15 protein-coding genes and 1 pseudogene are annotated in these 18,503 nt (G+C 60.1%); 8 read left to right on the top strand and 8 right to left on the bottom strand.

Annotation, left to right across the window (positions count from 1 at the left end; genetic code table 11):
• Window positions 1–16: 16 nt before the first annotated feature.
• From Q7T10_RS06470 to Q7T10_RS06440, 7 genes are all read right to left on the bottom strand, one after another.
• Window positions 17–1,744 carry a cation acetate symporter gene (locus tag Q7T10_RS06470; RefSeq protein ID WP_304747001.1) on the bottom strand — a complete coding sequence of 576 codons (1,728 nt, stop codon included), beginning with the start codon at window positions 1,742–1,744 and terminating at the stop codon, window positions 17–19.
• Window positions 1,741–2,049, bottom strand: coding sequence for a DUF485 domain-containing protein (locus Q7T10_RS06465; RefSeq protein ID WP_304747000.1), 309 nt, complete (start codon window positions 2,047–2,049; stop codon window positions 1,741–1,743). The genes Q7T10_RS06470 and Q7T10_RS06465 overlap by 4 nt, the downstream gene beginning before the upstream one ends.
• A 209-nt stretch (window positions 2,050–2,258) precedes the next feature.
• Window positions 2,259–3,725: a DUF294 nucleotidyltransferase-like domain-containing protein gene (locus Q7T10_RS06460; protein ID WP_304746999.1), complete on the bottom strand. Its 1,467-nt coding sequence runs from the start codon at window positions 3,723–3,725 to the stop codon at window positions 2,259–2,261.
• 17 nt (window positions 3,726–3,742) lie between these two features.
• Window positions 3,743–5,932, bottom strand: a complete 2,190-nt coding sequence (locus Q7T10_RS06455; RefSeq protein ID WP_304746998.1) for an exonuclease domain-containing protein — start codon at window positions 5,930–5,932, stop codon at window positions 3,743–3,745.
• A gap of 43 nt (window positions 5,933–5,975) precedes the next feature.
• A complete protein-coding gene (locus Q7T10_RS06450; RefSeq protein ID WP_304746996.1) occupies window positions 5,976–6,353 on the bottom strand; it encodes a response regulator transcription factor in 378 nt (125 codons plus the stop codon).
• A 17-nt stretch (window positions 6,354–6,370) separates the two neighbouring features.
• The gene (locus tag Q7T10_RS06445; protein ID WP_304746995.1) at window positions 6,371–9,136 is read right to left on the bottom strand and encodes a sensor histidine kinase; all 2,766 of its coding nucleotides are present in this window, start codon (window positions 9,134–9,136) and stop codon (window positions 6,371–6,373) included.
• The gene (locus Q7T10_RS06440) at window positions 9,136–9,333 is read right to left on the bottom strand and encodes a hypothetical protein (RefSeq protein WP_304746994.1); all 198 of its coding nucleotides are present in this window, start codon (window positions 9,331–9,333) and stop codon (window positions 9,136–9,138) included. Before Q7T10_RS06440 ends, Q7T10_RS06445 begins: the two co-directional genes overlap by 1 nt.
• A 224-nt stretch (window positions 9,334–9,557) precedes the next feature.
• Between Q7T10_RS06440 and Q7T10_RS06435 the strand changes: the two genes are divergently transcribed.
• From Q7T10_RS06435 to Q7T10_RS06420, 4 genes are read left to right on the top strand one after another with little or no spacing between them, the layout of a single operon-like run.
• Window positions 9,558–9,854 (top strand): hypothetical protein, encoded by a 297-nt coding sequence (locus tag Q7T10_RS06435; RefSeq protein ID WP_304746993.1) that lies wholly within the window; start codon window positions 9,558–9,560, stop codon window positions 9,852–9,854.
• Window positions 9,845–10,462 carry a tetratricopeptide repeat protein gene (locus Q7T10_RS06430; protein ID WP_304746992.1) on the top strand — a complete coding sequence of 206 codons (618 nt, stop codon included), beginning with the start codon at window positions 9,845–9,847 and terminating at the stop codon, window positions 10,460–10,462. Before Q7T10_RS06435 ends, Q7T10_RS06430 begins: the two co-directional genes overlap by 10 nt.
• A gap of 43 nt (window positions 10,463–10,505) precedes the next feature.
• Complete coding sequence (locus Q7T10_RS06425) at window positions 10,506–10,766, top strand: DUF4212 domain-containing protein (RefSeq protein WP_304746990.1); 261 nt, start codon at window positions 10,506–10,508, stop codon at window positions 10,764–10,766.
• Complete coding sequence (locus Q7T10_RS06420; RefSeq protein WP_304746989.1) at window positions 10,766–12,883, top strand: sodium:solute symporter family protein; 2,118 nt, start codon at window positions 10,766–10,768, stop codon at window positions 12,881–12,883. The genes Q7T10_RS06425 and Q7T10_RS06420 overlap by 1 nt, the downstream gene beginning before the upstream one ends.
• Before the next feature lie 286 nt (window positions 12,884–13,169).
• On the opposite strand, the gene Q7T10_RS06415 is transcribed toward Q7T10_RS06420, so the two are convergent.
• Window positions 13,170–13,844 carry a hypothetical protein gene (locus Q7T10_RS06415; protein ID WP_304746987.1) on the bottom strand — a complete coding sequence of 225 codons (675 nt, stop codon included), beginning with the start codon at window positions 13,842–13,844 and terminating at the stop codon, window positions 13,170–13,172.
• A gap of 168 nt (window positions 13,845–14,012) precedes the next feature.
• Between Q7T10_RS06415 and Q7T10_RS06410 the strand changes: the two genes are divergently transcribed.
• The 4 genes and pseudogenes from Q7T10_RS06410 to Q7T10_RS06395 all read left to right on the top strand — a co-directional run.
• Window positions 14,013–15,671, top strand: a complete 1,659-nt coding sequence (locus tag Q7T10_RS06410) for an MFS transporter (protein WP_304746986.1) — start codon at window positions 14,013–14,015, stop codon at window positions 15,669–15,671.
• Window positions 15,672–15,787: 116 nt separating this feature from the next.
• Window positions 15,788–15,946 carry a hypothetical protein gene (locus tag Q7T10_RS06405; protein ID WP_304746985.1) on the top strand — a complete coding sequence of 53 codons (159 nt, stop codon included), beginning with the start codon at window positions 15,788–15,790 and terminating at the stop codon, window positions 15,944–15,946.
• Between the two features lie 81 nt (window positions 15,947–16,027).
• Entirely contained in the window at window positions 16,028–16,513 is a 486-nt protein-coding gene (locus Q7T10_RS06400) for a hypothetical protein (RefSeq protein WP_304746984.1), read from the top strand.
• 170 nt (window positions 16,514–16,683) lie between these two features.
• Window positions 16,684–18,503 (top strand): annotated as a pseudogene (locus Q7T10_RS06395) (hypothetical protein); the annotation flags it as partial.

The following is an 18,503-nucleotide window of genomic DNA, read 5'->3' as shown; positions in this document are numbered from 1 at the left end:
CGTTGCTATCGTCGTGTCAGTGGCCGGACGCTCCCGAGGCGCCATAACCGGTTTCCGAACGCACTTGCTGCGCGGGGAACGCGGCACGTTCCTGGGCGGCATTGGCGCTGCGGTCCAGAATGGAGAACAGCCAGATGCCCACGAAACCAATGGTCATGGAGAACAAGGCCGGTGAGGTGTAGGGGAACAATGCAGAGCCCTTCGGGTAGCCCAGCGTGGCTTCCCAGACCGAGGGCGACACCACGGTCAGGGCGACGGACGAGATCAGCCCCAGAAAGCCGCCGATCACCGCACCCCTGGTGGTGCAGTCTTTCCACAGCACCGACATGAACAGCACCGGGAAGTTGGCTGACGCTGCGATGGCAAACGCCAGCGACACCATGAAGGCGATGTTCTGCTTCTCGAACGCAATGCCGAGCGCTACCGCGACCACACCGAGGACCAGCGTGGTGATGCGCGACACCTTGAGTTCGGAGGCGCTATCGGCCTTGCCTTTTTTGATCACGGTGGCGTAGATGTCATGCGAAACGGCAGAAGCGCCTGACAAGGTCAGGCCAGCCACCACCGCCAGAATCGTGGCAAAGGCCACGGCGGAGATAAAGCCGAAGAAAACGTTGCCACCGACGGCTTTGGCCACCAGCACGGCCGCCATATTGGCCGAGCCGCCGCCGCCCTTGATGACGCCCGTCACCGTGTTGGAGAACTCGGGGTTGGTCAACACCAGGGTGATCGCGCCAAAGCCGATGATGAAGATCAGCACGTAAAAGTAGCCAATCCAGGTGGTGGCCCACAGCACGGACTTGCGTGCCTGCTTGGCGTCCGGCACCGTGAAAAAGCGCATCAGGATGTGCGGCAATCCGGCGGTGCCAAACATCAGCGCCATGCCGAACGAGATGGCCGAGATCGGATCTTTCACAAAGCCTCCTGGGCCCATGATGGCCAGGCCAATTTTGGCAGCCTCGTCTGCCGTGCTGCCACCGTTGACCGCCAGCTGGGTTTTGACGGCAACGCCTTTGGCAAACAGTGCTTCGAAGCTGAAGCCATACTGCGCCATGACCATGAACGCCATGAAGGTCACGCCGGCCAGCAGCAAGCACGCCTTGATGATCTGCACCCATGTGGTGGCGGTCATGCCGCCAAACAGCACATAGATCATCATCAGCGCGCCCACAATCACCACCGCCAGCCAGTAGTCCAGTCCGAACAGCAGTTTGATGAGGGCACCAGCACCGACCATCTGGGCGATCAGGTAGAAGGCGACGACCACCAGCGTGCCGGAGGCGGCAAAGATACGAATGGGTTTCTGCTGGAATCGATAGCCCGCCACGTCCGCAAAGGTGAATTTGCCCAGATTGCGCAGGCGCTCGGCCATCAGGAAGGTGACCACCGGCCAGCCCACCAGAAAGCCGATGGAGTAGATCAGTCCGTCATACCCGGACGCCATGACGGCGGCCGAGATACCCAGAAAGGAGGCGGCTGACATGTAGTCGCCTGCAATCGCCAGCCCGTTTTGAAAACCCGTGATGCCGCCGCCACCGGTATAAAAGTCGGCCGCCGATTTGGTCTTGGCGGCCGCCCATTTGGTGATGAACAGGGTGGCGATCACGAAGCCGCCAAACATGCTGATGGCCACCCAGTTGGTGGGTTGTTTGTCGACTTGCCCGAGGTCGCCGCCTGCTGCCAGGCTTGAGCCTGCCACCAGCAGCATCAGCACGGTGGCAAGCGTTGCGTGTACTTTTTTCATTTGGAAGCGTCCTTCAAAATTTCCGTGGTCAGCGTGTCGAACTCGCTGTTGGCACGGCGCACATAGATGGCAGTGATCAGCACGGTGAACACGATGACCCCCATGCCGATCGGAATCCCCAGGGAGATCACGCCAGCGCCGATGGGTTGGGCCAGGAAAGGTTTGTTGAAGGCGATGAGCGCGATGTAGCCGTAGTACACGACCATCATCAGCAGTGTCAGGGACCAGCCGATCCTGTTGCGCTTTTTTCGAAGTTCCAGGTACTTTGGATGGCTCTGGATTCTCTCGATTACCGAATCATTCATGGCGGCCTCCTGAAGGCAGTTGGGATGGATTGAGAAATATATGCTTTAGCACATTTCCACATTTTGTAAATAGGTGCTGACCAGGCCCTTACGCACTCAAGACCGGCATGTCATGCACGTGAAATGGTGCTTTCGCCTGAATTTGGCGCGGCGGCGCAGCTGCAACGGGCAGCAGTTGCTCCGGGGTTTCGAGGTCCGCCTCTGTCGCGTTACAGGCGGTAGTCGAGTCTGAGGCGGCTCTGCAGCTTGCGCGCCTGTTTGAAGGCTTCTTTCAGGATGTGGCGATCGAGTTCGTTCAACATGTCGGGGTTGATCCGGTTGCCGCCGCCGTGTTCGCCCAGCACCTGATGCTGGTGACGCAATCGCAGCGACTGGATGTAATAGAAGCTGTCCACCATGGCCGCCACGTCGTCACCACCGAAATTGACGGATTGGGAGGCCCCCAGCAGGCGTTGCGCCGTGCTGGTCTGGCGCACGCCATGCGTGAGCGAGAGCAGGCGCGCCGCGTCGACAAAGGGCCGGGAACCATACATTTTGAGATCGATGGTGTTGGGAAATTCCTTGCTGCTGTCGAAAACGAAATCGCGAATCAGCCCCAGCGGTGGCGCGCACTGCAGCGCGTTCTCGGCCATCAGGCGAAGAAACAGTTGCGCGTTGCGGGTTTCATCGAGCAACCAGCTGCGCAGGGCCTCGCTGAGGGCCTCGTCGCCATAGAGGGGGCGAAAGTCGAAAAAAATTGCAGCGTTGAGCAAGGCCTTGGGCTGCGGGTGTTCAATCCAGCCGCGGAACCTGGCGCACCATTCGGGCAGGGACAGACACCATTGCGGGTTGCCTGCCATGATGCCGCCCTTGCAGAGCGGAAATCCGCAGGCATCGAGCTTGTTGTTGACCGCCTGGGCAAAGGGCAGGAAGCGCTGGCGCAGCGCTTCGGTGGCCGTTTCGTTCTCGCACTCGAAGATGATGCCGTTGTCCTGATCGGTGCACAGGGTCTGTTCGTAGCGTCCCTCCGAGCCCAGCGCGATCCAGCACCATTGAATCTGCGGCAGGTCGAACTCGTCGTGGGTGAGCTCGATCACGCGCAGCGTCAGCAAGTCGTTGAGGGTGGAGATGAATTGAGTGAGCGGCTCCGCCGCCATGCCCTGCGTCAGCAAGGTCAGTGCGATGCGCTGGATGTCCCTGGCGCAGGCCTGCAGGGTGGGCAGGTCCCGGGCCTGGCGGATGTCATTGCTGACGTCCTTCAGACTGGTGCGCTGCAGGGCGAACAAGTCGTTCTGCGACACGATGGAGACCAGGTGGGCGGCATCGTCCACCACGAGCAGGTGACGCAGCCCACGGCGCGCCATGATGACGGCGGCCTCGTACGCGGTGGTGTGCGGCTTGACTGTGATGACGCCGCCGGTCATGACGCTGGCAATTGGTTCGTCCAGGCTGACTTGCGGCAGCGCCACGCGGTGCAGCACGTCGCGCAGCGTGAAGATGCCCAGCGGCATTTTTCCGTGTTCATCCACGACGATGATGGAGCCGATGCGGCGGCGGTCCATGATGGCCAGCGCTTCGCGCAGTGGTGTGTCCAGCATGACCGTCACCGGTTCGCGCCTGGGCAACTGGCTCAACGGGCTGTGCATGGCCTGGAAATCGTTGCGCGGGCTTGAGCTTGGGGTTGACGGCTGGTCCATGATCTGGTGCTGCGAGTTCAGTAGCTGGTTCGGGCGTACAGGGTGCGCGCCGCGGCCGCGCGTGCCTGTCCCAGGGTGTGGATGTTCTGTTCGGCCAGCAAGGGGATCATCTTGAGGAAGATTTCACCGGTGACGATGGCGTCGCCCAGCGCGGTGTGTCGACCGATCACATTCACGCCCAGGCGCCCGGCAATGGCCTCCAGCCGGTGCGACTCCTGGTTGGGGTGAATCACCGCTGACAGCAGCAGCGTGTCGAGCACCGGATGGGAAAACACGATGCCGGTCGCCGCCTCCTTGAGTTGCAGGAAGCGCATGTCAAACGCGGCGTTGTGCGCCACCAGCACCGTGTCTTCGCAGAACTCATGAAACGTGGGCAGGACCTGATCAATCGTGGGTTGCCCCTTGAGCATGTCATCGGTGATGCCGTGGATGGGAATGGACTCGGGCTTGAGACGGCGCCGCGGGGCAATCAGCTGGTCGATGGTCTCGTGTCGCAACAGGCGGCCATTGACGATGCGGGTGGCACCAATCTGGATGATTTCATCGCCCTCAGACGGCTCCAGTCCGGTGGTTTCGGTGTCAAACACCGTGTAGCTCAGTTGCGTCAGCAGGCGATCATCCAGCGCATGCGTTTCCTCGGTTTGCCGGAACAGGTCGAAGTCGTAGTACTCGGGGCGGCTCTCATTGCGAAGCCAGACAGTCGGATCAGCGGACTCTTGCGCCACCGTGGTGGGCAGCAGCATGCGGATCAAAGACAGTGGCGTTTCCTGGTCGCGCTGCTGCCAGAGTTCACCGCCATGACGTTGAATCACCTCACGTAGCGTCAAGGGCGTTTCTTCGCCGCCCGCGCTCATAGGCGCCTGTTCCCAGATCACCAGCGTCGCCGCGTCCAGGGCGGCGCCCGACCAAAGCAGGTCCAGCTCTGCCAGCCGCCCGGACGGTCGCAGACGCAAGGCCACTGCGTCCACGCCGAACACATCCTTGAGCCGGGCGGCGAGGTAGCACAGTCCCTGCAGCAGCGAGAAACCGTCGACTCTGATCCACAAGTCGCCCGCAAGTGCTTCAACCGTGGCGCTGAGACCCAGCTTGTGTTCAATGCGCCGTTGCGCCGCCTGCAGCAAATCCGATCCGTGCATGTCTTCCAGCGACCAGCGCGCCTCAAGCGTATCGGCGAACTCGGTGCTGGCATGGTTGATGCGCCGGCTCATCGCTTCCACTTCGTCGCTGATCACGCCCACGAACCGGTCGCGCTCGTCGTTCTGCATGTCCGGGTATTGCAGCAGGTTCTCAACCGCTGCACGGACATTGCCCAGCGATGCACGACTGCCTTCGGTGAGCGTCTGCAGCAGCGAGTCCCGCCGACCTTGCGCTTCGACATGGCGGGTGATGTTGTCGAGCATGAGGACGTAGCCGCTGATGGTTCGCGTTGCGTCGGTGCTGGCGGATGCGTCCTGGTCGCCGCCGGTGTTGCTGAAGACCGGGGCCATCTGGACACGGATCAGCTGCCCGGCGCGTGTGGTGGTGACGAAGTTGGCCGAGGGTTGGGCACTGCCGCCCTTGAGCCGGTGCTGCACGCTCTCCAGCGCATGGGTAATGAGGCTGCGCTCCATCATGGAAAAAATGGAACGACCCAAGCCGATCAAGGCTGTGCCGCCCGCCTGAGCGCCTGAACCCAGCACCTGAAACTGCAGTCGCGCACGGTTGTTGTAGAGGAGAATTCGTCCATCAAGATTGCACACCACGACGCTCTGCGTGAGCTCTGACATCAATGCCGCCAGGCGGTTCTTTTCTTCTTCGACTGACGCCTTGGCTTGCAGGATCTTCTGCTCCACATCACGCTGCAGTGACTCACGCTGGTCGGCCAACGCATTGACCACCTGCGCCAGCGTCCGGATCTCGGACGCGCCCAGCTCCTGCAGGCGTAGCGCCGGGTTGGAGTTGACCATCACCAGCGCCTGCTCACGCAGGCGCAATGGTGCCAGCGCATAGGCCCGGTACAAGGCCCAGACCAGCAGTCCCAGCCCGAGCCAGGCCAGCAGGATGATGACCACGGCCATGGCGTAGCGCGGCCGCATGATGGCCAGCATGGTCTGGCGCTCGGCGTCCTGCATGTCGGCCCACAGGACCAGACCAAGAATCCCAAAGAGCACGGCCAGCAAGCCGTAGAGCCCACCGAGTCCGACAGCGAGCCTGATTCGGTGATTCATGGCGGCTGAGTGAAGCGTTGGGAGAGCTGGCAGCCGCTGAAGGCTACTGGGCGCCCAGCCCCAGCAGTTGACGCACCTGGGCCACCAGATCCCTGGTGGAAAACGGCTTGGTCATGTAGGCATCTGCCCCCAGTGCGAGTCCTTTGCTGACCTCGGTGTCGCGCCCTTTGGCGGTGAGCATCACGACCTTGAGCGACTGCCACTCAGGATTGGCACGGATCTGCTGGCAGACCTCAAAACCGTCCTTTTTGGGCAGCATGATGTCGAGCAGAACCAGATCAGGCACCTGCGTTGCGATGGCCTGCAGGGCGGCTTCCCCGTCAGCGGCCACCTGGACATCGAACCCTTCGCGTTTCATCAGAAATTCGAGTGATACCACGATGTTGGGTTCGTCGTCCGCAATCAGGATCCGTTTGCTCATGTGCTGGTCCAATCTGGCTAATGGGGCGCTGCGGCCGGGCCGCTGTCGCCCTGTTTGAAGGGCAGTGTAAACGAGAACGTGGCCCCTTTACCCGGCTCGCTTTGTACCCACAGCCGGCCGCCGAAACGCTCAATGATGTGCCGGCTGATGGGCAGCCCCAGCCCGGTTCCCTGGGGCTTGTCGGTCATAGTATTGCCCACTTGCCGAAAGCGCTCGAAAATGACTTTCTGGTTGGCGGCGCTGATGCCACTGCCGTTGTCCTGCACGTCCACGCGCACGCCGTCGGGTTCCTGGCGCAATGAGACGTGCACCTTGCCCTGGACCGGATCGCAGAACTTGACCGCATTGGACAACAGGTTGAGCATCACCTGGATCAGGCGATCCCGGTCGGCCAGGATGAGGGGTGTATGCGCGGCCAGGTCATGGGTCAGTGTCACATGCCGGTCGTTGAATAGCGAGTACGTGGCAGCCACCGATTCCTCGATCACTTCGCGCAAATCCAGCTCGGCTGTGTGCCACTCGGCATTGCCGGACTCGATCTTGGCCATGTCCAGCACCTGGTTGATGAGGCGGGTCAGGCGCTCGGTTTCCTTGACGATGATGCCCAGGAATTTCTTGCGCTCAGCCAGGCCGGTCTTGGGGTCCTCCAGCAGGATTTCCGAGAATGCGCGAATGGAGGTGAGGGGCGTTCGCAGCTCATGCGTCACCGTGGACATGAAATCGTCCTTCATGCGATCGAGCTCCTTCAGGCGTTCGTTCGCGGCCCGCAACTCGGCGGTCGCGGCCTCGAGTTCCTTGGACTTGAGTTCGAGCTCCCTGGAGTAGGCGCGCACCTGGGAGGCCTCGTCAAGGATGTTCATCACCTCGTCAATGCTCAGCGGTTCTTCCTGCACGACCGAGGCCACCATGGCGCGTGCGGAGGCGCCGCCAATGGCACCGGCCAGCAGCTTTTCGGCGTAATGCACCAGATCGGCGTCGGCCTTCAGTTCTGCGATGGCCGACAGGCCGCGACCCCGGGCGTAGCTCAGGAAGGCTTCCTGCGCACGCACCGGTCCGAGAAACCGGCCAATCAGCGGAAGCAGATCCTGCACCTGGGCGCTGCCGCGCCACAGGCGAGAACCGCCAGCCGGGCTCACTGTGTGACGAAACACATCCACAAACGCAGTCGCTTGCCGGGTCTCCGCCACCGTCGCCCGGCCCGCCAAAGAAACGCCCAGATAGAAGCCGATGTTGGCCAGCATGCTCCAGAACAGACTGTGCGAAATCTCGTCCAGGCCGGACAGGCCGAACAGCTGTTGGGGCCGCAGCAGCTCCAGTCCGAAGAAGCCTTCACTCAAGAATGTCGAGGGCAGCCAGCCCGATTTGGCAAATGAAGGCAGCAGCAGGGTATAGCCCCACACGGAGAAGCCGCCGAGCAGGCCGGCGATGGCGCCGTTGCGCGTGCCGCCTCGCCAGTAAATGCCGCCAAAAATGGCCGGCGCAAACTGGGCTACCGCCGCAAACGAGATCAAGCCGATGCCCACCAGGGCGTAGGCGTCTCCCGCGGCGCGGAAGTAGATGTAGCCCAGCATCAGGATGGCAACAATCGCCCAGCGGCGTATGCCCAGCAGCAAGCCGGAGAGATCCTGTCGCTCGTTCAAGCGCAGGGCCTTGATGCGCAGGGCCAGCGGCATCACCAGGTCATTGCAGATCATGGTGGACAGCGCAATGGTTTCCACGATCACCATGCCGGTGGCCGCCGACAGGCCCCCGATGAACACAAACAGGGTCAGCGCCTCATGCCGCTGGGCCATTGGCAGGGTTAGCACGAAGGTGTCGGCATCCACATTGCCCGTCGGGAAATGCAGCATGCCACCCAGGGCGATTGGCAGCACGAAGATGTTGATCAACAGCAAATACAGTGGAAAAAGCCAGACCGCCTTGCGCAAGTGCTCCTCGTTGACGTTTTCCACCACGGCGATCTGGAACTGCCGGGGCAGCAGCATCACCGAGAGCATGGACAGGAAGGTCAGAGACCACCAGCTGCCATAACTGTTTCCGGTGTCGGCGACGGTCATCAGCGCCTTGAGTTTGGGCACCAACTCGGCGCGCGCGAAGATGTCGCCCATGCCATTGAACATGCCAAACGTCACAAACAGACCAACCGCCAGGAACGCCAGCAGCTTGACCACTGATTCAAAGGCAATGGCCGCCACCATGCCTTCATGCCGCTCGGTGGCGTCCAGATGCCGCGTGCCAAACAACACGGTGAAAGCGGCCAGCGTCATGGCGATATAGAGCGCGCTGTCCTGCCACAGCGCCTGTGTCGCGGCCTTGGCGGGCATGACGATGTCGGGGTAGTGCAGCAGGATGGTGAAGCTGTTGGAGACGGCCTTCAACTGCAGCGAGATATAGGGCACCACGCCGATCACGGCAATCACCGTCACCAGCCCGCCCAGCAGTTGACTCTTGCCGTAGCGCGACGCCACGAAGTCGGCGATGGAGGTGATCCGGTTGGCCTTGCTGATGCGAATGATCTTGAGCATCACAAACCACCAGAGACCGGCCACCAGCGTGGGTCCCAGGTAGATGGGCAGGAAACCAATGCCGGTCGATGCGGCGCGTCCGACACTGCCGTAGAAGGTCCAGGTGGTGCAGTAGACCGCCAGCGACAGGGCGTAGATGGCCGGATTGGAGATGATGGAGCGCCCGGCGTCGGCGCGCTTGTCGCCGTAATAGGCAATGGCAAACAGCACGCCCAGGTAGGCAAAGGACACGCTGATGATGACCCAGCCCTGCAGCATCACCCGCGCCGTTCAATCACATAGGCGGTCAGGCCAATCAACAGAGCCCACACGATGAAGATGTACAGATACAGGAGCGGGATTCCCAGCAAGGCGCCGGGCTTGCTGAAAAGAGAGAGCACCGGGTAGTTGAACAGCACGCAACCCAGCAAGACGATGGCAACCAGGCGTTGACCGGTGATGTCGGAGCGTTGCATGGCTGTGTCCCCCCATCAAGATGTCGTCGAATTGTAGGCGCAGGCTTGATTAGGACATTCCCTAGGTTGGTGCCATGCCAGCCGGTTATTTTTCAATATGAAAAACAAGCTAATGGTTAGTACCTGGTTTGTAAGTTTGCGTTCAGCGGGTCGTCAGAATCTGGTCAGGACACAGCCTCAAATTCCACCCAGTTGTCAGAATTTGTAAGAAAGCACCAAGATTCATGTTGTTGGCCATTGTTATTGCAAAGAGCTTGATCGAGTTGTCGCTCATGTTCATCGTTGGGCGTTTCATTCTGGGCTTGCTGGCGGGGGCCAAGCGCCAGACCAACGTGTTCTGGCAATTGCTGGACGTGGCGGCCAAGCCGGCACTGTGGTTGACCCGTCGCATCAGTCCCAAACTGATACTGGATCAGCACATTCCGCTGGCCGCAGCAAGTTGGCTCATCGTGGCCTGGGTGCTCGTGGTCAAAGCAAAAATTGACTTATGTCTTCAGTTAGGAGCCGCAGCATGTCAGTGAATACCCATCGCACCAATGCGAGTGCGACCGGCCTGAGCCGTCTTGACCGGTTTGTGCTGCACTGGAGAGCCAAGATATTTTTGTTCCTCGGGCTGCGCGGCCTGGCCGCTGAAGTCTTTCAGACGGTCCTGACGCGGTCGCCGGATGATTTGCTGGCTCTGAACAGTCTGGCTTATGACGCCATGCAAAGTGGACATCATGTGCTGGCCTTGACCTACTACGAGAGGGTGTTGGTGCTGGCGCCCGATAGCTCGAATGCCCATTTCAACGTGGCATTTGTGTGTGAAGAGTTGGGGCGACTTGAGGATGCCGAACGCGAGTTTCGTGCAGCCATTCGCATCGAGGAAAAGATGGACCGGGCCTGGTACGGCCTGGGCCTGGTGCTGGTGCGCCAGAGGCGGCTGGACGAGGCCGTGGCGGCGCTCAAGCACAACACCAAACTACAGCCTATGAGCCCGTTTGGCTGGTACCAGCTGGCACGGGTGCATGTGGACTTGATGCAACCGGAGGAAGCGCGTGCGGTCATTCGGCACCTGAAGGGGTTCGAGCCCAAGGTGGCGGCCCAGTTGGAGCGTGAGACCGGTTTGGCAGTCGGGAACTTGATTTGAGGTTTGTCGGGTGGTTTTTCATTAATGATAAGAGGAGCAAGCTATGCAACTTACGGCCAGGCACCAGGAATACTGGAGCAAAAATCTGCGAATCACAGCCTTCTTACTGGGCATATGGTTCTTTGTCACCTTCGTTTTGGTGTATTTCGCCCGTGAACTGACGTTCAGCTTTTTCGGCTGGCCGTTCTCGTTCTGGGTGGCGGCCCAAGGGGCCTTGGTGGTGTATTGCCTGATCATCTGGTTCTACGCCCGCTACATGAACAACCTTGACAACGAATACGGCGTGGCCGAAGGAGAAGAATAATGGGCATGTTTGGCGGTACAAATCAGTCGCAAAGCGACTTCAAGAAAGGCCTGAACAAGGTCTACACGTGGTACACGGGGGGCTTTATCACCTTCGTGCTGATATTGGCGGTCCTGGAGCAAATGGGTCTGCCCCGGAACTGGATCGGCTACCTTTTCCTGGCGGCCACGGTGCTGCTGTATGCCGGCATCGGGGTGATGAGCCGAACCAATGATGCGGCCGAATACTATGTGGCCGGGCGTCGCGTGCCTGCCATGTACAACGGCATGGCTACGGGAGCGGACTGGATGTCGGCCGCCTCCTTCATCGGTATGGCTGGTACCTTGTACCTGACCGGTTATGGCGGCCTGGCCTTCATTCTGGGCTGGACCGGCGGCTACTGCCTGGTGGCGCTATTCCTGGCGCCCTACCTGCGCAAGTTCGGCCAGTTCACCATTCCAGACTTTCTGGGGGCTCGCTATGAGGGCAACCTGCCGCGTCTGATTGGTGTGTTCGCCGCCATCTTGTGCTCCTTCACTTACGTGGTGGCGCAGATTTATGGCGTGGGCCTGATCACTGCGCGTCTGACCGGACTGGCTTTTGAGGTCGGTATTTTTGCCGGTCTGGGTGGCATTCTGGTTTGCTCGTTCCTGGGCGGTATGCGTGCCGTGACCTGGACCCAGGTGGCGCAGTACGTGATTCTCATCATTGCCTACATGCTGCCGGTGGTCTGGTTGTCGGTCAAGCACACCGGTGTGCCGATTCCGCAAGCGGTCTATGGCTACACGCTCGAAAAAGTGACAGCCAAGGAAGAGCAGTTGCTGAAAGACCCGAAAGAGCTGGAAGTGCGTGGCATCTTCAAGGCGCGTTCCGATGCCGCGGTGGAGAAGCTGAAGGATGTTCCCGCTTCGATGGCTGCCGACAAGGCTGCTGCGCAGAAGAAGCTTGATGATCTGAAAGCTGCGAACGGCGCGGTCGCCGACATCAAGGCTGCGGAAGCTGCCCTGGCTGCACTGCCCAAGGATGAAACCGCGGCGCGGGCTGCCTATACGGCTGCGCGTGTTGGAAACGCCGCACGGTCTGCACCCCCGGTTCGTCATGCCGAGCCCTTCCCGGGCAAAGACCAGGCAGCGCGGGACATTTCGCGCAAGAACTTCATGGCACTGGTGTTCTGTCTGATGATTGGTACCGCCGCCTTGCCGCACATCCTGATGCGCTACTACACCGTGCCCTCGGTCAAGGAAGCGCGTGAGTCGGTGAGCTGGTCGCTGTTCTTCATCTTCTTGCTCTACTTCACCGCCCCGGCGCTGGCTGTGTTGGCCAAGTTTGAGGTCTACACCGTATTGGTGAACACGCCCTTTGATCATTTGCCGGGTTGGATTGCACGCTGGAGTGCGGTCGACGCGAGCCTGCTGTCGGTGGTGGACGTCAACAAGGACGGTATCCTGCAACTGGCTGAAATCAGCATCGGTGGCGACATCATTGTGCTGGCCACGCCGGAAATTGGCGGGCTGCCTTACGTGGTGTCGGGCATGGTAGCCGCAGGTGGTCTTGCTGCCGCGTTGTCGACTGCCGATGGCCTGTTGCTGACGATTGCCAACGCGCTGTCGCACGACCTGTACTACAAGGTGATCGACCCCAATGCCTCTACCGCACGCCGGGTGATGGTATCCAAGACGCTGTTGCTGGTCGTTGCTCTGGCGGCAGCGTATGTGGCAGCCCAGAAACCGGCTGACATCCTGTTCCTGGTGTCTGCCGCCTTCTCGTTCGCTGCTGCGGCGTTCTTCCCGGCCCTCACCCTGGGTATCTTCTGGAAGCGAGCCAACAAGTGGGGCGCGTCCCTGGGGATGGTGTCAGGATTGGCGATCACGTTCTACTACATGGTGACCACGCAGCCGTGGCTCTACAAGCTGACGCACGGTGGCGCAGCTATTACGCCTGAGATCATCAAGGCCAATACCTGGTGGGATATTGCGCCCATCTCGGCGGGCCTGTTTGGTGTGCCACTGGGCTTTGCAGTGATCATCATCGTGTCGCTGCTGACCAAGGCCCCGGGCCGCGATATTCAGGAACTCGTGGAGCATGTGCGCTACCCGAGCCTGGATGGCAAGGTCAGCGCTGGCAGTGCCGCCCACTGAGCATTGCATTCATGCAAATGAAAACCCCGCTTCGGCGGGGTTTTTTTTGCCCGTGTGTGGTGTTCCGTAGAGAAGCCAACACTTGACCGAGCACATGCGTGGTCTTGAATGAAACAGAAAGCGTCAGGTGTTGTCCAACCGACGAAGCCGATACCGCGAAGTTTTCGCGGACCGCTGGAAGCGCCTCAGGTGACCGGCGACGAAGTGGCGAAGTAGGTCAGCCGTCGCCAGGCAATGTCTCCACAGCATCCCCAGGCAGGCGCCTGTGCTGTGGGCAGATCGCTCCCTACGGCTGAGTTGCAGGAGTCGAAGGTAGGGCGGCCAGCAAAAACTCTGCCGCTTTCTTCTCAGACCGCATGGCTGCGACGATGCGCGCAATTTCGATGACCTTGGCGTTGAACTGGGCGGAGTTTGTGCACCGCTCAATCTGCAGGCACAGGCTTTCGGCGTTGGGCCCCAATGTGTCTTCGAGCAGGTGCGTGGCCCGTCGGATCGCCGCTTTCAGCCCTTCATCCGGGACAGGGTTGACTGCCTTCACAGGCACAGGCGCCGGCACTGGCTTCGCAACCGGTTTCGGCAGGTCCAGTTCCTGTACAAAGCCTGCGCTCAACAGCTCACCAAGGAGTAGCCGGGCTTCGTCCGGGTTGGTTGTCGACTTTGACAATTCCGCGACCGTCTTGGCCCCGTCCACCAGGATCAACAGCATGCGCAGTCGGGGCGTCAAAGCCCGGTCCCTGATCTTGATGGCATTCACCCCAGATTCAGTCTTGCGCAGAACGGCCGTGAAATCCAAATCAGTCATGTTCAGTCTCTTGTCTCTTTCTCGCCGGCCCTTGTCAGGGGCGTTATCCCTGAGTAAAAGTGCCGCCACGGTTCGTACATTTGTGTCGATTTGTATTATCCAACTGCGATAAAAACTCTGACTGAAGATCGTTGAGGGTTTACCCGAAGGGTCGTGCATTTTTATCGCATTGCGGAAGTCGGTGCGAGGGTTTCACCCTAGTTTGTCAGGCGGGGTTCAGTTTGCCGCAAGACTGTGTTGGTTTCGCGTCAGAGCAGGGTCAGAGCCATCTGCCACTATTCTCCCAAGCCTCCATGTCGGAGGCCTCATCCTTTTGGAGACATAAATATGGCAACAGCAGCGGTCGCACGGCCAATGACAGCCGAAGAAAAGAAGGTTATCTTCGCCTCGTCGTTGGGTACCGTGTTTGAGTGGTACGACTTTTATCTTTACGGCTCACTTGCAGCCATTATTGCCAAGCAGTTTTTCAGCGGTCTGGATGAAGGTTCCGCCTTCATTTTTGCCCTGCTGGCGTTTGCTGCCGGCTTCATCGTGCGTCCCTTCGGTGCCATTTTCTTTGGCCGCCTGGGTGACATGATTGGCCGCAAGTACACATTCCTGGTCACTATCCTGATCATGGGCTTGTCCACTTTCATCGTGGGTATCCTCCCCAACTACGCCACCATCGGTGTTGCTGCTCCGATCATTCTGATCGCACTGCGTATGCTGCAAGGCCTGGCACTGGGCGGTGAGTACGGTGGTGCCGCTACCTATGTGGCAGAGCACTCGCCACAAGGCAAGCGTGGCGCCTACACCTCCTGGATTCAGACCACGGCCACATTGGGCCTGTTTCTGAGCCTGATGGTGATTCTGGGTACCCGCACCGTCATTGGTGAAGCTGCGTTTGCCGATTGGGGCTGGCGTGTTCCGTTCATCGTCTCGATCCTGTTGCTGGCCGTGTCGGTGTGGATTCGCTTGAGCATGAACGAGTCGCCCGCTTTCGCCAAAATGAAGGCGGAAGGCAAGACCTCCAAGGCGCCCTTGTCCGAGTCCTTCGGTCAGTGGAAAAACCTGAAAATCGTGATTCTGGCCCTGATCGGTCTGACTGCCGGTCAAGCTGTGGTGTGGTACTCGGGCCAGTTCTATGCCTTGTTCTTCCTGACGCAAGCGCTCAAGGTGGACGGTGCTTCCGCCAACATCTATGTGGCCATCTCGCTGCTCATCGGCACGCCGTTCTTCATCCTGTTTGGCTCATGGTCCGACAAGATCGGCCGCAAGCCCATCATCATGGCGGGCTGCCTGCTGGCTGTGGTGACGTACTTCCCCGTGTTCGAAGCATTGACCAAAGCCGCGAACCCTGATTTGTATGCTGCCCAGCAGAAGAACAAGGTGATCGTGACCGCTGATCCGAAGGAATGTTCGTTCCAGTTCAACCCGACCGGCACGGTCAAGTTCACCAGCTCTTGCGATATTGCCAAGCAGGTGCTGGCCGGTTCGTCTGTGAGCTATGACAACGTGGTGGGTGCTCCCGGCTCGGTCGCGTCTATCAAGATCGGCGCTGTCGAGATCCCGAGCTATACCTCCAAGGGCCTGCCTGCTGCAGAAGCCAAGGCCAAGGGCGACGAGTTCAAGAAGCTGGTCGCTGCCGATCTGAAGACTGCTGGTTACCCCGCCAAGGCTGACATGGCCAAGGTGGACAAGGTCATGGTGATCGCCATCCTGACTTACCTTGTGATTCTGGTGACCATGGTGTACGGCCCGATCGCCGCCATGCTGGTGGAAATGTTCCCCACCCGCATTCGCTACACGTCGATGAGCTTGCCTTACCACATCGGTAATGGCTGGTTTGGCGGCTTGCTGCCGACCACGGCCTTCGCCATCGTCGCGCAGACCGGCAATATGTACAACGGCTTGTGGTATCCCATCATCATTGCCGGTATGACCTTCGTGATTGGCATGCTGTTTGTCAAGGAAACCAAAGACGTTGACATCTACGCCAACGACTGAAGTTTGCTTTGGCAGTGCGACCGTGCCAGGCTGGCACGGTCAACATGAAACGGCCCTCCAAGTGAGGGCCCTTTTTTGCCCCTCCTCTGGAGGGGCTGTTTTTCAGGAAATTTGATATGTGGAAAATTGCAGTGGGTTTCATTATTTTTGCGGGCCTGGCCCTGTTTATTCTGAGCAAGGGTGGGGACATTGACCTGAGCGGTGAAAAGCATGGCGCCGAAGCGACCCATGCGCCGGCCGCTGCCGAACCGGCGTCTGCCCCTGCCGGCAAATAATTGTCCGGACATGACCGTTGTCATTGCGTATTGGGGAATATCCGCGCTTGCTTATTGACAGTCCAACTCTAAAATGGCCGAATGAAATACGCAAAATCTGAAGTCGGCCAGCAGGCATTCAAGGCCCGGTCAACTCTCTTGTCGGCTCGTCAGCGGTCGGCCTTTATCCTGTTTGACGGTGTCAAGTCGAATGAGCAGGTGCTGGCTGCCACAGGCGGTCTCGGAATTACCCAGGACGATATAGATCACATGGTCCAGCAGGGGTTCCTGTCGGCTGTGCCGGATTTTGTGGTGTCTTCTGCTTCGGCCCCCGGGGCCGCCAGTACCGGGGGCAGCGCTGAATCCCCTGTTGTGTCCGTGAGTGGACGTTCTCCCCAAGAGCGCTATCGGGACGCTATGCCGATCGCCACCAAATTAACGGCCGGTCTCGGTCTGCGGGGATTCCGGCTGAATCTGGCAGTGGAGGGTGCTAGCGGTTTTGATGACTTGCTCGCGCTGTTGCCCAAGATTCAGGACGCCGTTGGCGCCAAGCCTTGTGTTGCCCTGGAGCAGGCACTCAAGGGCTAATCCTGTCCCGGCTTGATGCTTGGGCAGGACGTTTGCGGCCCGGGACAAGTCTTGACGCACCCACCCTGGAGTGCTCCGTCTGGCCATCTCTGATTCGCGGATGACCTTGCCCGTCGACTGGTGCGGCGAAGCCCCTAGAATCTTCTGCCTCAACAGACAAAAGGCCAGCCATGTCCCAGGGAGTCATCCGCATTCGTGGTGCGCGCCAGCACAACCTCAAAAACATCGACATTGACATCCGCACCGGCGAATTGACGGTGGTCACCGGCCCCAGCGGCTCGGGCAAGTCGAGCCTGGTGTTCGACACGCTTTTCGCCGAGGGCCAGCGCCGCTATGTGGAAACCTTCTCGGCCTATGCGCGCCAGTTTCTGGACCGAATGGACAAGCCGGCCGTTGACAAGGTGGAGGGCGTGCCGCCCGCGATCGCCATCGACCAGACCAACCCGGTCCGCTCATCGCGTTCCACTGTGGGCACGATGACCGAACTCAATGACCACCTGAAGCTGTTGTTTGCCCGGGCCGGGCAATTGTTTGACCGCGACACGGCGCATGCGGTGCGGCATGACTCGCCGGAGTCCATTTACGCGCAGCTGGTTGAACGGGTGGCGCAAGATGACGTCCGGCTGGCGTTGACCTTTCCGGTCGAGTTGCCCGCCAACACCACGCCGGAGGAAATCGAGCAGTGGCTTTCAGTCAGTGGCTTCACCAAAGTGCAGGCACAGCGCGAAGTGGCCTCTCTGACGGGGCCGCGCAAAGTGCTGGATGTGGTGGCCGACCGTTTCCGGCTGGGGTCGGCCGAACGGGCACGCGTGCTGGAGGCGATTGAGGTCGCGCTCAAGCACGGCAGCGGACGCATGGCCGTGTACAAGCTGGGTCCGGATGCCGACACGCCTGACACGATCTGGAAATTCTCCACCGGTCTGCATTGCCCGGAGAGCGATGTGCGCTACACCGACCCCATCGCGTCGATGTTTTCTTTCAATTCGGCCGTCGGCGCGTGCGAGACCTGTCGTGGCTTTGGCCGGGTCATTGGCGTCGATTACGGTCTTGTGATCCCCAACGAGAAACTGACCTTGCGCGCCGGGGCCATCAAGCCGATGCAGACACCGGCCTGGCAGGAGGCCCAGGACGACTTGATGCGCCATGCCGAGACCGCCGGCATTCCGCGCGACACGCCCTGGTACAAGCTCACGCCGGAGCAGCAGCACTGGGTCATCCATGGCTCACCGAACTGGAACGGCAAATGGAACCAGCATTGGTTCGGCATCAAGCGTTTCTTTGAATACCTGGAGACCAAGTCCTACAAGATGCACATTCGCGTGCTGCTGTCCAAATACCGCAGCTACACGCCGTGCGGTGCCTGCGGCGGCGCCCGGCTGAAGACCGAGAGTCTGTTGTGGCGCATTGGCAGCAAGGCAGATGCAGACTCGGTGCTGCAGCCAGGCAAGCGTTTCATGCCGCAGGGCGTCAAATGGACACGAGCGCAACTGGAGGGCCTGCCGGGCCTGTGTCTGCATGACCTGATGCTCATGCCGATTGACCGGCTTCGACGCTTTTTCGAGGCTATGCAGGCAGCCAGCCTGGGGCTTGATGGAGGCGTCGCGGTCAACAAGGGCGCGGCCCAGGCGCTCAAGCTGCTGTTCGAGGAAATCACGACCCGCCTCAAGTACCTGTGCGATGTCGGGATTGGCTACCTGACGCTGGACCGCCAAAGCCGCACCCTGTCGGGTGGCGAAGTGCAGCGCATCACCCTCACCACCGCGCTCGGCGTCGCAAGCGGCGGTATGGGCACGAGCACCTGGATTACCAATTCCATCCCGTACTTCAACGGCACCAATTTCACCTCCAGCAACGCCGCTCTCAACTTCGACGGTACGCGCCTCAACGCGACCTTCGCCTCCACCACCGCCATTTCCTCCTCCGGCAGTGCGTACTTTGCAACAGCGGGAGGCAACGTCGGCATCGGGACGGTGAGTCCTAACGAAAAGCT

This window comes from Rhodoferax sp., from assembly GCF_030646845.1.
In the GTDB taxonomy this organism is placed as follows: domain Bacteria; phylum Pseudomonadota; class Gammaproteobacteria; order Burkholderiales; family Burkholderiaceae_C; genus Rhodoferax.
The sequence above is the reverse complement of the archived record's forward strand: the minus strand, read 5'-3'. Positions and strand labels throughout refer to the sequence as shown.

Bases quoted from the DNA above. Each gene is read 5' to 3' on its own strand.
- Q7T10_RS06470 (WP_304747001.1), bottom strand. From the start codon at position 1,744: ATGAAAAAAGTACACGCAACGCTTGCCACCGTGCTGATGCTGCTGGTG.
- Q7T10_RS06465 (WP_304747000.1), bottom strand. From the start codon at position 2,049: ATGAATGATTCGGTAATCGAGAGAATCCAGAGCCATCCAAAGTACCTG.
- Q7T10_RS06460 (WP_304746999.1), bottom strand. From the start codon at position 3,725: ATGGACCAGCCGTCAACCCCAAGCTCAAGCCCGCGCAACGATTTCCAG.
- Q7T10_RS06455 (WP_304746998.1), bottom strand. From the start codon at position 5,932: ATGAATCACCGAATCAGGCTCGCTGTCGGACTCGGTGGGCTCTACGGC.
- Q7T10_RS06450 (WP_304746996.1), bottom strand. From the start codon at position 6,353: ATGAGCAAACGGATCCTGATTGCGGACGACGAACCCAACATCGTGGTA.
- Q7T10_RS06445 (WP_304746995.1), bottom strand. From the start codon at position 9,136: ATGCTGCAGGGCTGGGTCATCATCAGCGTGTCCTTTGCCTACCTGGGC.
- Q7T10_RS06440 (WP_304746994.1), bottom strand. From the start codon at position 9,333: ATGCAACGCTCCGACATCACCGGTCAACGCCTGGTTGCCATCGTCTTG.
- Q7T10_RS06435 (WP_304746993.1), top strand. From the start codon at position 9,558: ATGTTGTTGGCCATTGTTATTGCAAAGAGCTTGATCGAGTTGTCGCTC.
- Q7T10_RS06430 (WP_304746992.1), top strand. From the start codon at position 9,845: ATGTCAGTGAATACCCATCGCACCAATGCGAGTGCGACCGGCCTGAGC.
- Q7T10_RS06425 (WP_304746990.1), top strand. From the start codon at position 10,506: ATGCAACTTACGGCCAGGCACCAGGAATACTGGAGCAAAAATCTGCGA.
- Q7T10_RS06420 (WP_304746989.1), top strand. From the start codon at position 10,766: ATGGGCATGTTTGGCGGTACAAATCAGTCGCAAAGCGACTTCAAGAAA.
- Q7T10_RS06415 (WP_304746987.1), bottom strand. From the start codon at position 13,844: ATGCACGACCCTTCGGGTAAACCCTCAACGATCTTCAGTCAGAGTTTT.
- Q7T10_RS06410 (WP_304746986.1), top strand. From the start codon at position 14,013: ATGGCAACAGCAGCGGTCGCACGGCCAATGACAGCCGAAGAAAAGAAG.
- Q7T10_RS06405 (WP_304746985.1), top strand. From the start codon at position 15,788: ATGTGGAAAATTGCAGTGGGTTTCATTATTTTTGCGGGCCTGGCCCTG.
- Q7T10_RS06400 (WP_304746984.1), top strand. From the start codon at position 16,028: ATGAAATACGCAAAATCTGAAGTCGGCCAGCAGGCATTCAAGGCCCGG.